This window comes from Rothia sp. SD9660Na (assembly GCF_030064065.1).
Classification (GTDB): Bacteria; Actinomycetota; Actinomycetes; order Actinomycetales; family Micrococcaceae; genus Rothia.
In genome coordinates this window covers 310,868-324,986 of the sequence record NZ_CP125946.1, presented here as the reverse complement: position 1 = coordinate 324,986, position 14,119 = coordinate 310,868, and the positions used below count along the sequence as shown (strand labels likewise).

General features: G+C 61.7%; 13 protein-coding genes. 8 read left to right on the top strand and 5 right to left on the bottom strand.

What is annotated here, in order from left to right:
• Window positions 1-3: 3 nt before the first annotated feature.
• Window positions 4-588, top strand: a complete 585-nt coding sequence (locus tag QM007_RS01695) for a hypothetical protein (protein WP_283490279.1) — start codon at window positions 4-6, stop codon at window positions 586-588.
• 192 nt (window positions 589-780) lie between these two features.
• Here the strand turns inward: QM007_RS01695 and QM007_RS01690 are convergent, their stop codons facing one another.
• The 4 genes from QM007_RS01690 to QM007_RS01675 all read right to left on the bottom strand — a co-directional run bounded on the left by QM007_RS01690 (window position 781) and on the right by QM007_RS01675 (window position 4,573).
• On the bottom strand, window positions 781-1,380 hold the full coding sequence (locus tag QM007_RS01690) for a methionine ABC transporter permease (protein ID WP_185174719.1): 600 nt from the start codon (window positions 1,378-1,380) through the stop codon (window positions 781-783).
• 59 nt (window positions 1,381-1,439) lie between these two features.
• Window positions 1,440-2,492 carry a methionine ABC transporter ATP-binding protein gene (locus QM007_RS01685; RefSeq protein WP_502949088.1) on the bottom strand — a complete coding sequence of 351 codons (1,053 nt, stop codon included), beginning with the start codon at window positions 2,490-2,492 and terminating at the stop codon, window positions 1,440-1,442.
• 188 nt (window positions 2,493-2,680) lie between these two features.
• Window positions 2,681-3,535 carry a MetQ/NlpA family ABC transporter substrate-binding protein gene (locus QM007_RS01680; RefSeq protein ID WP_283490278.1) on the bottom strand — a complete coding sequence of 285 codons (855 nt, stop codon included), beginning with the start codon at window positions 3,533-3,535 and terminating at the stop codon, window positions 2,681-2,683.
• Window positions 3,536-3,766: 231 nt separating this feature from the next.
• A complete protein-coding gene (locus QM007_RS01675; RefSeq protein ID WP_283490277.1) occupies window positions 3,767-4,573 on the bottom strand; it encodes a FadR/GntR family transcriptional regulator in 807 nt (268 codons plus the stop codon).
• 146 nt (window positions 4,574-4,719) lie between these two features.
• On the opposite strand from QM007_RS01675, the gene QM007_RS01670 reads away from it, so the two are divergent.
• The 7 genes from QM007_RS01670 to QM007_RS01640 all read left to right on the top strand — a co-directional run bounded on the left by QM007_RS01670 (window position 4,720) and on the right by QM007_RS01640 (window position 13,121).
• Window positions 4,720-6,330, top strand: a complete 1,611-nt coding sequence (locus QM007_RS01670; RefSeq protein ID WP_283490276.1) for an ABC transporter substrate-binding protein — start codon at window positions 4,720-4,722, stop codon at window positions 6,328-6,330.
• A 226-nt stretch (window positions 6,331-6,556) separates the two neighbouring features.
• On the top strand, window positions 6,557-7,510 hold the full coding sequence (locus tag QM007_RS01665) for an ABC transporter permease (RefSeq protein ID WP_283490275.1): 954 nt from the start codon (window positions 6,557-6,559) through the stop codon (window positions 7,508-7,510).
• A 2-nt stretch (window positions 7,511-7,512) separates the two neighbouring features.
• Window positions 7,513-9,606: a dipeptide/oligopeptide/nickel ABC transporter permease/ATP-binding protein gene (locus tag QM007_RS01660; protein WP_283490274.1), complete on the top strand. Its 2,094-nt coding sequence runs from the start codon at window positions 7,513-7,515 to the stop codon at window positions 9,604-9,606.
• Window positions 9,603-10,469, top strand: a complete 867-nt coding sequence (locus tag QM007_RS01655; RefSeq protein WP_283490273.1) for an ATP-binding cassette domain-containing protein — start codon at window positions 9,603-9,605, stop codon at window positions 10,467-10,469. Before QM007_RS01660 ends, QM007_RS01655 begins: the two co-directional genes overlap by 4 nt.
• 71 nt (window positions 10,470-10,540) lie before the next feature.
• Complete coding sequence (locus tag QM007_RS01650) at window positions 10,541-11,461, top strand: dihydrodipicolinate synthase family protein (protein ID WP_283490272.1); 921 nt, start codon at window positions 10,541-10,543, stop codon at window positions 11,459-11,461.
• Between the two features lie 28 nt (window positions 11,462-11,489).
• Window positions 11,490-12,425, top strand: a complete 936-nt coding sequence (locus QM007_RS01645) for an ROK family protein (protein ID WP_283490271.1) — start codon at window positions 11,490-11,492, stop codon at window positions 12,423-12,425.
• Window positions 12,426-12,434: 9 nt separating this feature from the next.
• Window positions 12,435-13,121, top strand: coding sequence for an N-acetylmannosamine-6-phosphate 2-epimerase (locus tag QM007_RS01640; protein WP_283490270.1), 687 nt, complete (start codon window positions 12,435-12,437; stop codon window positions 13,119-13,121).
• Window positions 13,122-13,255: 134 nt separating this feature from the next.
• Here the strand turns inward: QM007_RS01640 and nagB are convergent, their stop codons facing one another.
• Window positions 13,256-14,065, bottom strand: a complete 810-nt coding sequence (gene nagB / locus QM007_RS01635) for a glucosamine-6-phosphate deaminase (RefSeq protein ID WP_283490269.1) — start codon at window positions 14,063-14,065, stop codon at window positions 13,256-13,258.
• Window positions 14,066-14,119 lie beyond the last annotated feature (54 nt).

The following is a 14,119-nucleotide window of genomic DNA, read 5'->3' as shown; positions in this document are numbered from 1 at the left end:
GCAGTGACAGACCCCGAGAAGAACCCGAGCCCCTCCCGCTACGGCCGCCGCCTCGAAGACCTCAGCGACGACGAACGCGCCTACTACCGCGAATTCCTCCCGCCCCAAGCCTTCACAGGGGAGCAGGGGGCGGGGCAGGCGTCCGCCCCGCTAGAGTCAGCGGACGCCGCCCACCCGGCGCGGACGGGCCCCGACAGCCAGCGGGGCAAACGGCCCCGCAGCCGCTGGTACTGGCTACCGCACTCCCTCACTATCGTGGCGGTGATTCTGGCGGTGGCCTCTTTTCTGATGGTGCCCGCCATCTACAGCGACGCAACCCCGGAGCTACGCCGTAACTACGTGATTATGTGGGCTGAGCTTGCCTTCTTCTTCCTGCTTTTTGCGGCCCTGCTGTACGGTATCTTTGCGCTCTCGCGGTTCACCGACCACGACGATGAGGATGACGAGCGGCTCATGCGCCCCACCGATTTTGCTGAGCGCCTCTACGAGCAGGAGCTTGAGCGCGGTACCGGCCGAAACGGCGGGAACGGGCCGGGGGTGGGTGGGCTCTACGACTCGTCCTGGATTAGCGGCAAGAAAAACGATTAGAGAGCAAAAGGGCCGGCTCCCGACGGGAACCGGCCCTTAGCTATCCCGTTTTAGGCGATGGGATAACAGAAAAGGACGCGCGGATGCGCTTTTGCCGGCTAACCTTCTTGCTGGTTCGCTGACGCTCACAAGCAATTCATGCCAGCCCCAGCCAGCCGGCTCCAAGCGCATCCGCGCGTCCTTCGGTCTGCCTTATCGGCGCATGACCTTGCGGGCCAGCATGTTGCCCACCAGCTGGATGAGCTGCACCAGAATAATAATGACGGCGACAACCGACCAGGTGATGACTTCGTTGAAGCGCTGGTAGCCGTCCACCAGGGCGACCTTACCCAGGCCGCCACCGCCGATGTAGCCGGCCATAGCTGACATGTCGACCACGCCGATGACCAGGAAGGTGTAGCCCAGGATCAGCGGGCCGAGGGCTTCGGGGATCATGACGGTGAAGAGGATGCGCATCTTGGAGGCGCCCATGGCGCGGGCGGCCTCAATAACACCGGGGTCGATGGAAACCATGTTCTGCTCGACGATGCGGGCGATAGCGAAGGTAGCGCCAAAGACCATGGCGAAGATGGCTGCGTTGACGCCCAGGCGGGTACCGACCACCATCTGGGTCAGGGGGCCCAGGGCAGCGAGCAGGATGATGAAGGGGATGGGGCGTACCACGTTGACCACGACGTTCAGCAGGATGTTGACGAAGCGGTTAGCCAGGATGTTGCCCTGGCGGGTGGTGTAGAGCAGCAGACCGAAGATCATGCCTAGGGCACCGGCGACCAGCATGGTCAGTGAGACCATGTAGAGGGTGTCGCCGAGGGCGGGGATGAGTTTGTCGGTGACGAAGGTTGAGTCCACGGTTAGCGTACCTCCTGCACGCGGGTGACGGTCTTGAGTTCAGCGACCACGGCGTCGAGGCTAGTGACGTCACCGAGCAGTTCGAGGGTGAGGTTGCCGTAGCTCTTGCCCTGCAGGGTTTCGAGGCCGCCCTGCACGATGTTGAAGGAGACGTTGCGGGAGCCCAGGTAGGAGAGTACCTTGCCGATGCCGTTGTTGCCTTCGGTGATTTCGATGTTGATGAGGTAGCCCTTGTGGCGGGCTTTGAGGTCGGCGGCTTCGTCGCCTACGGGTAGGGACTTGACGGTGGTTCCGACGAAGCGGCGGGCGACCTCTGTTTGGGGGTTGGAGAAGACGTCGTAGACGTTGCCTGATTCGACGACTCGGCCGTTTTCCATGACGGCTACGCGGTCGGCGATGGTCGAGACGACGTCCATTTCGTGAGTAATGACGATGACGGTGATGCCCAGCTCGGCGTTGACCTTTTTGAGCAGGTCGAGCACTTCAGCGGTGGTTTCGGGGTCCAGGGCGCTGGTGGATTCGTCGGCCAGCAGCAGGGAGGGTGAGGTGGCAAGGGCACGGGCGATACCGACGCGCTGCTTCTGACCGCCGGAGAGCTGGTCGGGGTAGTTTTTGGCCTTGTCGGCGAGCCCTACGAAGTCGAGCAGTTCGGCGACGCGTTCGGCTCGCTTGGCCTTGTCCCAGCCCGCGATGATGAGCGGGAATTCGACGTTACCGGCGACGGTGCGGGAGTTCATGAGGTTGAACTGCTGGAAGATCATGCCGATGTTGGTGCGCACCTGGCGCAGCTGCGATTCGCGCTTACCGGCGATTTCAAAGCCATCGACGGTGAGTGATCCTGTGGTGATGGCTTCTAGGCCGTTAATCAGGCGCACCAGAGTTGATTTACCGGCACCGGAGTAGCCGATGATGGCGAAGATTTCACCCTTGGTGATGGTGAGGTCTACACCGTTGACGGCGGTGACGGTTTTTTTGCCGACCTTGAACTCTTTGGTCACGTTGTTCAGCACGACCATGGGCTGGGGCCCGGTTGGCTGTAGTCGCTGTTCGGTCATGTCTTCTTCTTCGGTTGGGGTCTTGCGGTGACTGTGGGCGGACGCACCTGCTGGGGGTATGCGCACAGCGGCAGCCTTTGCGGGGCTAGAGCTGGGCACCGGACGGGGCCGAAGTGTCTAGCCTACCGCAGTTGGCTGCCGCTGTTGGGGTGCGTGAGCTAGCTCAAGGGTGAGCTCTGCCTAGTGTTTTAGCCGTTGCGCTTCTGCTCTTCGAGGGTGGCCAGGGTGGAGCGCAGTTCGGAGACGTCGGTGGTGACTTCAACTGCGGTGCCCTGGGTGTCTTCCTGTACCACGGCCTGTACTTCTTCGGTGTGGTAGAGCTCTACGATCTTCTTGTAGGTCTCGTTGTCGGCGTTATCGGCGGTGGAGACGAAGAGGTTGACGTAGGGGCGGGCTGACTCGTTAGCAGGGTCGTCCTGGGCCAGGGCGTCCTTGGGGTTCAGGCCGGCGTCCTTGAGGAAGTCGTTGTTGATGACGGAGCCGTCAACGGATTCGAGGGCGAGCACGGTCTGGGCTGCGTCGACGGGGGTGACGGTAACCTTGGAGGCTGCGGTGTCGAGGTCGTCAACGGTGGGGCTGGTGGTTTCTGAGGTGAAGGAGACCAGGCCGTTTGCTTCGAGCAGCAGCAGGGCACGGGCTTCGTTGACGGTGTCGTTGGGGATGGCGATTTCAGCACCCTGGGGCAGGGCTGAGATGGAGTCGTGCTTGTTGGAGAACAGCGCCATGGGGTAGATAACGGTGGGGCCTACAATCTGCAGGTCGTCGTTTGCTTCTACGTTGTAGTTGGAGAGGTAGGCGATGTGCTGGAACCAGTTGAGGTCGATTTCGCCGGAGCTCAGGGCGGGGTTGGGCTGGGTGTAGTCGGAGAATTCAACGATTTCGATGTTGATTCCCTCTGCCTTTGCAACCTCTACGAGCTTGTCGTTGGAGGGGTCGGTGCCTACTACGCCGATTTTGACGACGTCGTCGCTGGAGGATGAGCCGCAGGCTGCAAGACCGAATGCGAGGGGTACGAGAGCCAGAGTGGCAACAAATTTCTTCACGGCTATGAATCTTTCTGTTGAGAAATAGTGGTGTGTGCGGCCACGGTTCAGCGGCACCGTCTCTAGCGCTGTGTGCTGATGTGGTTTCGGGTGTCTAGGCTAGACGCCTCTTCTATTAGAACACTGTGGCGCCGCCACTCCCTCATGCGGCTTCTTTTTGGGTCATATGTCACGTGTGTGACCGCAACAAAAAGTTACGGCGTCATAAAACGTCACAAAAGGACGGTCGGCCTAACCCTTATTTTCTGCGAGCCAGTTGGCCTGCCAGGAGGTAAGACGCTCCCGAATGCCCACAAAGTGCTCCCGCATGAGCGTGGTGGCGGCGTCCGCGTCCTTATCGCTGATGGCCTCGTAAAGTTTGCGGTGGGCTTCAAGCAGGGTGCAAGTCTGCCCTTCGTCGAGGGGGGCGACAGTGTCGAGCACCCCGGCGATGGTGTCATAAACCTGCCAGAAGACATCCAGGAGCCGGGATAGCAATTCATTGCCCAGGGGCTCAAAGATTGCCGCATGGAAGCGCTGGTCGTGTTCTGCCAACCAGGTTCCCTGGTGCACGCTAGCTTCCATAGCATCGTAGGCTTCTTTGACGCGGGAGAGCTGTTCTTGGGTTATCACGGGAATGACCGAGCGTAACAAACCGACTTCTAGGGCTTCTCGCACTTCAACAAGTTCCAGGGCTTCTTGGCCGCCGTGGTAGAGGGCCAACTGCCCTCGGAAGCCAAGAGCTCGCACCATCGAGGTCAGGGCGTTCCCGCCCACGAAGGTGCCAAAGCCGTGGCGCACCTCAACGATGCCGAGAGCTTCAAGCACCTTGAGGGCCTCGCGGATCGAATTGCGACCCACCCCGAGCTCGTCGATGAGCTCTTGTTCGGTGGGCAGGGGGTCCCCCTGGCCCAGCTGCCGTTGGAAGATGAGGTCGATGATGTCATGTTGTAGTTGCAGCTGGCGTTTTTGGGCAGCGCTGAGGGGGGACGCCCGGTGCAAGAAAGCGGGCACGGGCCGTTCTAATCGGGGGCTGGTGAATGAGTCGTGGTGGTTCATACTACCGATTCTTACATCTTCTGCTTGACCAAATTAGACGTTCGTCACTACTATACAGTATATAGGTAGGACGTCCTACCTCCACTTTAGTTAGACAACCTCCCGCTCCGTCCCAGGAGCGCAGCCCCTAAAGGAGTGAGACATCGATGTCACAGCTCACCCGCGTCAAGGAATTTGACACCTCACGCCGCGGCTTCTTCAAGATCGCCGGCGGTATCAGCGCAGCCACCGCCTTCGCCGCCTCCATCGCAGCCTGCGGTAACTCATCAACTACCACCGACTCGTCCGCAAGCGGCAGCGCCGCAGGTGCCAACAACGACGGCACCATCACCGCCGCCATCGCCTACGACGTCTCAACCACTTTCGACCCCTCACAGGCATCAGGCGCCGCCCCCTTCGCCGCCAACATGCACATCTTCGAAGGTCTCTACGGCCTCGACCCAGCCACCCGCGAGCGCTACAACGCCCTGGCTACTGGCGACCCCGAAGTTGTGGACGAAACCACCTACCGCGTCTCCCTGCGTGAGGGCGCTAAGTTCCACGACGGTGCAGCTGTCACCGCAGCAGACGTCGTCAAAACCTTCGAGCTCTACACCTCAGAAGAATCGCTCTTCAGCCAGTTCCTCTACTTCATCGACACCGTCACCGCTGTTGACGATGCCACCGTAGAGTTCAAGCTCAACCAGCCCTTCCCCCTCTTCGCTGACCGTATCGCCCTGGTCAACATCATGCCCGCCTCAGCTAGCGACGACATCGAAGCTTTCGGTGCCCACCCCATCGGCTCAGGCCCCTACAAGTTCGTTTCTGCTACCAAGGGCGATCACATCGCCTTTGAGCACTTCGACGACTACAACGGCCCCCGCCCTGCCCTGGCCAAGAACATGAAGTGGCTGATTCTGGTAGAGTCCTCAGCCCGCGTTACCGCCATGAGCTCCCAGCGCGTCCAGGCTATCGAGTCCGTACCCTACGACAGCCTTCCCGTTCTGGAGAACACCAACGGTGTTACTGCTGAGTCGGTTCAGTCCTTCGGTCTGCTCTTCATGATGTTCAACTGTGCCAAGGCCCCCTTCGACAAGAAGGAAGTTCGCCAGGCCCTCTTCTACGCCATCGACATCGAGAAGGTTATCTCCACCGGCCTGCTGGGCAACGCTACCGCAGCCACCTCATTCCTGCACGAGGAGCACCCCAACTACACTGAGGCCTCCACCGTCTACAGCTACGACAAGGCCAAGGCCCAGCAGCTGCTCAAGGACGCCGGGGTCGAGAATCTCTCCATCACCCTGCGCACCACTGACCATGACTGGGTCAAGCAGTGCTCCCAGCTGGTTCAGGAATCCCTGAAGGACGCCGGTATCGAGGTCAACCTGCAGGACTCCCAGAGTTCCTCCCTCTACTCCGACTATGTCGACACCGGTGACTTCGACGTCGTCTTGGCCCCCGGCGACCCCTCCGTCTTCGGCAACGATCCCGACCTGCTGCTCTCCTGGTGGTACCGCGGTGCCACCTGGCCCGAGAAGCGCTTCCGCTGGTCAACCACCGCCGAATACACCCAGCTGCAGGAGGCCATGGCTGAAGCCGTCGCATCTGAAAGCCCCGATTGGAAGGGCGTCTTCGACATCGTGGCAGAGAATGTCCCCCTCTACCCCCTCTTCCACCGCAAGCTGCCTACCGCCTGGTCGGCTGATACCCTCACCGACTTCGCCCCCATTCCCACCACCGGCCTGTCCTTCCAGAATGTGGGTACAACCCAGGCCTAGGTGGTTCCACCGGCACCGGCCTCCCCCAGCTGGTTTACCCGGTACCCCGTGAAAAGGTAATCCCATTTCCACACATCACATCCCCTTTTCACACCCCACTCGGCACCTGCCCGCCCACGCTTGGGCAGGTGCCGAGCCCGCACAAGACCTCTTACCCCACCGGGGCAGCCCATCACACCCCCGAGCCGCCCCGTCTCCGTCCTAAAAACTTTAGGGAGCCAGACCCGTGTCAAACTTTCTCAGACTGCTCGGCAGGCGCCTTATCGCCCTGCCCATCATGATTCTGGGCGTCACCATCTTGGTCTTCGTCATCCTGCAATTCACCCCCGGCGACCCGGCAACCATCGCCCTGGGTGAAGGTGCCTCAGAAGAAGCCAAAGAAGCCTACCGAGAATCACGGGGCCTCAACGACCCGCTCATCGTCCAGTACTTCGCTTTCCTCTCCCGGCTTATCCGATTCGACCTGGGCATGACCACTCCTCCGGCTCAGCCCGTTATCGACCAGATCAAGGTAGCCTTCCCCACCACCTTGCAGCTGACCTTCCTGGGCGTGCTGATTGCGGCGGTGGCCTCCCTGATGCTGGGTGTCATTGCGGCCCTCTACCGCGACCGCTGGCCCGACCAGATTATCCGCGTGCTCTCCATGGCCTCCATCGCAACCCCCTCCTTCTGGCTGGGTATTCTGATGATTCAGTACTTCGCCCTGGGCCTGGGCTGGTTCCCCACCGGCGGCTCCGCCCCTCCCGGGAGCGGCTTTGGCACCTGGCTCTCGCACATGTTCCTGCCCGCGGTGGCCCTCGCTATCCCGGTCAGCGCCTCGCTGACCCGCACCGTCCGTACCTCCATGGTTGAAGAACTCGACAAGGACTACGTGCGCACCGCCATCGGCAACGGCGTACCCCGCCGCGAGGTCATCACCAAGAACGTGCTGCGCAACGCCCTCATCACCCCGGTCACCGTGCTCGGCCTGCGCATCGGCTACCTGCTCGGCGGTGCTGTGGTCATCGAAATGATCTTCTCCCTCAACGGCATGGGCAACCTCATTTTCATCGGCATCACCGGTAACGACATCAACCTGGTTCAGGGCGTCGTGCTCACCATCGCCGTCACCTTCGTTCTCGTCAACATCATCGTTGACCTACTCTACCTACTCATCAACCCCCGTATCAGGAGCGTCTAACCATGCGTAGCGGACTAGCAGAACGCCTCTCAGCGCCAGGCATCCGATTCAGGGCGCTCCCCACCGGCTCTAAAGTCGCCCTCAGCTTCATCGCAGTCATCGCCCTGGTTGCGATTTTTGCACCCTGGCTAGCACCCCACGACCCGCTGGCCTCCACCGGTGCCCCCATCGGGGCCCCCAACTCCGAGTACCTCTTCGGTACCGACCGTCAGGGCCGAGACATCCTCTCCCGTCTCATGTACGGTGCCCGCGCCTCCCTACAGGTCGGCCTGGGCGCTGTGGCTCTAGCCCTCATCATGGGCGGTATTCTCGGCGCCCTGGCAGCCACCAGCTCCAAATTCGTCTCCGAACTGATTATGCGCGTCATGGATGTGCTCATGGCCTTCCCCGGCATCGCCCTAGCAGCCGTCCTGCTGGCCTCCCTGGGCAACTCGATCGGAACCATCATCTTCACCATCGCCGTGGTCTACACCCCGCAGCTAGCCCGTGTGGTCCGTGCCCAGGTGCTAGCCACCTGGGACGAAGACTACGTCCGCGCTGAGCGCGTCATGGGAGCACCTCGCTTCTACATCCTGCTCAAGCACGTGGTCCGCAACACCATCGCCCCCGTGTTGGTATTCGCCACGGTTATGGTCGCCGACGCTATCATCCTCGAAGCCTCCCTCAGCTTCCTCTCCGCCGGTGTACGCCCACCTAACCCCTCCTGGGGTAACGTCATCGCCGACGGCCGCGCCCTGGTATTGGCAGGGGGCTGGTGGGCCACCACCTTCGCAGGTGCTATCATCCTGCTGACCGTCCTGGCCCTCAACGTACTCTCTGAGGGCATGACCGACGCTATGGTCAACCCCAAGCTGCGCCGTAAGGTTAAGATCGACGACTCCTCCGTGGTTGCTGGCACCACCGTTGGTGCCCTCACCGCAGCGCCCTCTACCGCAGATGACAAGTCCATCGCAGCTGCCTCCCCCGAGGCCCAGGAGCAGGACGCAGCCCCCTGGGGTGAGTCCGTCAAGCACGCCGGCTCCCGCCCGGCAACCGAGAGGGACGCCGTCGCCGCAGCCAACCTGGCAGGGGTGCTGGAGGAACTCAAGAGCGCAGAAAACCGCCGTACCGATCGCCTACAGGCGGACGCGTCCGCACGCGTCATTCTGGAAGTCAAGGACCTCTCCATCTACTTCCCCGAACGCTTCGGCGATACCCCCGTGGTCGACCGTGTCTCCTTCACCGTTACCGAGGGCCAGACTATGGGCCTGGTCGGTGAATCAGGTTCCGGTAAATCCATTACCTCCCTGGCCATCATCGGCCTGCTCGATAAAAAGGCCAAGATTACCGGCTCCGTGCTCTTTGAAGGCCAGGAACTGGTAGGGGCCTCAGAAGCCGAGTTCCAGAAGCTGCGTGGCTCCGTGATTTCCATGGTCTACCAGGATGCCCTCAGCTCCCTGAACCCCTCCATGCTCATCAAGGACCAGATGAAGCAGCTAACCCGCCGTGGCGGTCGCAAGAGCCCCGAAGAGCTCCTGCGCTTGGTCAAGCTCGACCCCGAGCGTACCCTGGCCTCCTACCCCCACGAGCTCTCCGGTGGTCAGCGTCAGCGCGTCCTGATTGCCATGGCCCTCTCCCGCTCCCCCAAGCTGGTTATTGCCGATGAGCCCACCACCGCCCTGGACGTCACCGTGCAGGCCGAAGTGATCAAGCTCCTCAACGAACTGCGGGAGCAGTTGGGCTTCGCCATGATCTTCGTATCGCACGACCTGGCCCTGGTAGCCCAGGTGGCCCACCGTATCTCGGTCATGTACGCCGGTCAGATTGTAGAGGCAGGCTCCACCAGCCAGCTCCTGACCAACCCCATGCACGAATACACCCGAGGTCTACTCGGCTCCGTGCTCTCCATCGAGTCCGGCTCCGAACGTCTCTACCAGATTCCCGGCACCGTACCCTCCCCCTCCGACTTCGCCACCGGCGACCGCTTCGCCCCCCGCTCCCAACGCCCCGGTGCTGACCCCGAACAGAAGCTGGTCTTCACCCCCGTCCCCGGCGATACCGACCACCACTGGGCCTCCCACCTGGCCCCCGCCACTACTTCACAGGAGACAGCATGAACACCCAGCCTGTGACCCCCGTAGCAGAAAACCTGCTCAACACCACCGGCCGCGCCGCCGTCCGCCGCGTCAGCGAACCCATCATCGAGCTCAAAGACGTGCAGGTACACTACCGGGCCCGCACCGGCGGTATCTTCAAACCCAATATTGTCAAAGCTGTGGACGGGGTAAACCTGGACATCCGCCGCGGCGAAACCATCGGCCTGGTTGGCGAATCAGGCTGTGGCAAGTCCACCCTGGCCTCCGTCATCGTGGGGCTGCAAAAGCCCACCGGGGGCGACGTGCTCTTCAAGGGCAAGAGCGCCCTCAAACGCAATGCCGCCCTGCGTAAGGAATTCGGTTCGGACGTCTCCATCGTCTTCCAGGACCCCTCCACCGCCCTCAATCCCCGTATGACCGTGCAAGACATCCTCAAGGACCCCCTGGATGTACACGGCATCGGTGATAAGGCCGGGCGCGACCGCCGCGTCCGTGAGCTCCTGCACCTGGTGGGCCTGCCCACCTCAGCAGCGGACGCCCTCCCCTCCCAGATCTCTGGCGGCCAGCGCCAGCGCGTCGCCATCGCCCGCGCCCTGGCCCTGGAACCCAAAGTGATTGTAGCCGACGAACCCACCAGCGCCCTCGATGTCTCCGTCCGTGCCCAGGTGCTCAACCTGCTCTCAGACCTCAAGGAAGAACTCTTCCTCGGCATGGTCTTCATCTCCCACGATATTCAAACCGTCCGCTACGTCTCCGACCGTATCTGCGTGATGAATAAGGGAAAGATTGTCGAAGAAGGCAGCGCCGAGCAGGTCTTCGACACCCCCAGCCAGGACTACACCCGCACCCTGCTCGGGGCAGCCCCCACCCTGCTCCACGTCTAAACTAGCCACCCGGGCGGCGCAGCTCACCGCCGAGTACCGCGCCGCCCCAACCCCTTCAAGGAGAACACCCTATGACCGTTCCCGTTTTCTCCGGCGTCATCCCGCCCCTACTCACTCCCCGCACCGCAGATGGTGCCCTCGACCTTCCCTCCCTGCGCCGCCTCATTGACTATCTCATCGACAGTGGAGTAGACGGTATCTTCGCCCTGGGCTCCTCATCTGAGGTGCTCTACCTGACCAACGAAGAACGCGAAACTGTGCTCACAACCTGCGTGGACGCCATCGCAGGCCGGGTCCCCCTCATCGTTGGTATCAACGATATGACCACCGCCCGTGTCATCGACGAAGCCAAGCGTCTGCTGACCATCGGCGGTGAGGCCATCGTAGTTACCAGCCAGTTCTACGCCATCGACAATGCCTTCGAAGAAGAACACCACTTCCGCGCCATCGCCGATGCCGTCGACGTCCCCGTCTTCGCCTACGACGTACCGGTTCGCACCAAGCAGAAGCTCCCCCTGCCCCTGCTCACCAAGCTAGCCCGCGAGGGCGTCATTGCGGGCGTTAAAGACTCATCCGGTGACGACGTCTCCTTCCGCCAGCTCGCCCTCGCTACCCGCGACATCGACGGCTTCGCCGCCTTCACCGGCCACGAAGTTGTCTGCGACGGCGCCATGCTCTCAGGCGCCGCAGGACTGGTCCCGGGCCTCGGCAACGTTGATCCCGCAGGCTACAAGCGCCTCTACGAAGCCGCCCGCGCAGGCGACTGGGAAACCGCCCGCACTGAACAGGACCGCCTGGCTAAACTCTTCAACATCGTCTTTGTCGAAACCCCCAGCGTCTCCGGCGGCGCAGCAGGCCTTGGCGCCTTCAAAACAGCCCTGCAGGTCATGGGAGTTCTTGACTCCAACACCATGTCCCAGCCCATGGAAACCCTCGGCGACACCGAAACCCAGCGTATCCGCTCTATCGTCGAATCAGTCGGGCTCATCTAGCCCCTCCACCTGAGAAAGGGACGCCCTCATGACCCACCAGCCCGTAGCACTCACCGCAGATCTTGGCGGCACCAAAACCGCCCTCGGCATCATCTCCCCCACCGGCGACGTCCTGCACCGGGATAAAATCCCCACCCAGGCCCAGGCCGGAGGAATCAAACTCGCCGAGCACACCGCGTCCGCCTTAGCCGACCTCGCCGAGCTGGCCCGCAGCCGCGGCTACCAGCCCGCCGGCATCGGTATCGGATCCGCAGGCGTCATCGGTGAAGAAGGGCAGGTCATCACCGCGGCCAACCTCATCCACGATTGGAGTGGCACCCCGCTGGCAGCCATCGTCACCGACCGTACCGGTCTCCCGGCCTACGCCGTCAATGACGTCCACGCCCACGCCCTGGGCGAAGCCTGGCAGGGTGCCACTTCCACCGCCGAAACCAGCCTCATGGTAGCCTTCGGTACCGGCGTTGGCGGATCCTACATCAGCGGTGGTACCCAGATGAGAGGGGCCCATTCCCTAGCCGGGCACGTGGGCCATTTCTCCTCACCCTGGGCCGTCGGCATCACCTGCACCTGCGGCGGAACAGGCCATGTAGAAGCCGTTGCCTCTGGCACCGGCATCGTCTCCAGCTACCACCGCCTCGGCGGCGAAAGCCCCGCCGCCAACCTCTTCGACCTCGAACACCTGGCCGATGCAGGTGACCCTATCGCCTGTGACGCCATCGCCCTTGGAGCCCGCGCCGCCGGTATCGCCCTCGGAGACCTAGCCAACATCCTCGACCCCCACCTCATCGTCGTCTCCGGGGGTGTAATTAACCTCGGCAAACGCTGGTGGAACGACATGGCTACCGCCTATCTCGGCGCCGCCCTGGGGCAGGCTACCGAGACCACCATTGCCCGCGCCACCCTCGGCTCCGACGCACCCCTACTCGGAGCCGCCACCCTCATCCCCGACTTCGTCACCCGCTAGGAAAACACCGTGTTCACTCCCGATCAGCTCACCGACCTCCTCGCAGGCCAGCTCATCGTCTCTGCCCAGGCCTACCCCGGCGAACCCATGCGCGACCCACGAACTACCGGCCAGGTCGCCGCCTCCGCTGTCCTCGGTGGGGCAGCCGCCGTACGCGTACAAGGTCTAGCAGATATCCAGTTCACCCGCACTGCCGTGGAGGTGCCCGTCATCGGGCTTTGGAAGGACGGCCACGACGGCATCTTCATCACCCCTACCCTGCACCACGCCCTCGCCATTGCCCAGGCAGGAGCCCACATCGTAGCCCTCGACGGTACCCTGCGCGACCGGCCTGATGGGCTGAGCCTGGCTGAGGTTGTGCGGGGGGTTCATGAGGGGTCAAACGCCCTGGTCATGGCAGACTGTGACTCCCTCGATTCGGCCCTCGCAGCCGCTGACGCCGGAGCCGACTTCATCGGTACCACCCTGGCAGGCTACACCGGCGCCCGCCCCAAAACTGACGGCCCCGACCTGGAACTCCTCGAAGCCATCGCTGCCCGTAACCTTGGTCGTCCCCTCATCGCAGAAGGACGCGTACACACCCCCGCCCAGGCCCGAGCTGCTCTCGATGCTGGCGCCCACGCCGTCGTCGTCGGCACCGCCATCACCCACCCCATTTCTATTACGGGTTGGTTTAAAGAGGCAATGACTCAATAACAGAAAGGCTTCGCAGGCTCACGCTCGCTGCGAGCCTGCTCCGCCTTACCTATCAAAAAACCTGAAAATAACTAACTCAAGATAAAAATGGGGCGGGGTCACATTTATCAACCCCGCCCTAATTTTATATATTTTTATGACCCAATATTTTCCGGCTTCTGGAAGAAGGGGATATTGCTTTGAGCAAAACGATAATATTCTGCATTTTTTAGCTGAGACGCAGCAGCTTCATCGATAACCACCGTGACATCGGGGTGCAGCTGCAGAATCGAACCTGGGCAGGAGGCCGTAATGGGCCCCTCTGCCATGCCGGCAATTGCCGCAGCCTTGTTCTCGCCGTCCGCTACCAGCACGATTTTGCGGGCCTCCATGATGGTACCGATACCCTGAGTGAGGCAGTGAACCGGCACCTTTGAGGTATCACCATTGAAGAAGCGGGCATTATCTGCCACGGTCTTGGGAGCCAGAGTCTTGATGCGGGTGCGAGATGCCAGGGAGGACCCAGGCTCATTGAAGCCTATATGCCCGTTGGCGCCTATACCGAGTATCTGCACGTCAACTCCACCTTCGTCCTTCATGGCGGCCTCGTAGGCGGCGCACTCAGCCGGAATATCTTCGGCCATACCATTGAGCACATGCACCCGCTCGGCACTCAGGCCCACCTTCTGTACCACCTGGTCATCAATGACACTGTGGTAGGACTCCGGGTGGGCAGGATCAAGACCCACATACTCATCGAGAGCAAAGGCGCTCACAGCGCTCACATCGAGACCAGCTTGGACCCGGGCAGCAAGATGCTCATAGGTGCTCTCGGGTGACGAACCGGTTGCCACCCCCCACACGGTTGAGGCCCCGCGCTGATTATTTCGCTCGGTCACCATAGCGATAAGGGAGGCAGCATAAGCTCCCGCTTGGTCCTTTGAATCACATATAATTATTTCCATAAGAATATAGTACGAAAATATATGTATAAATACCCACCAGCACAACAATATGAC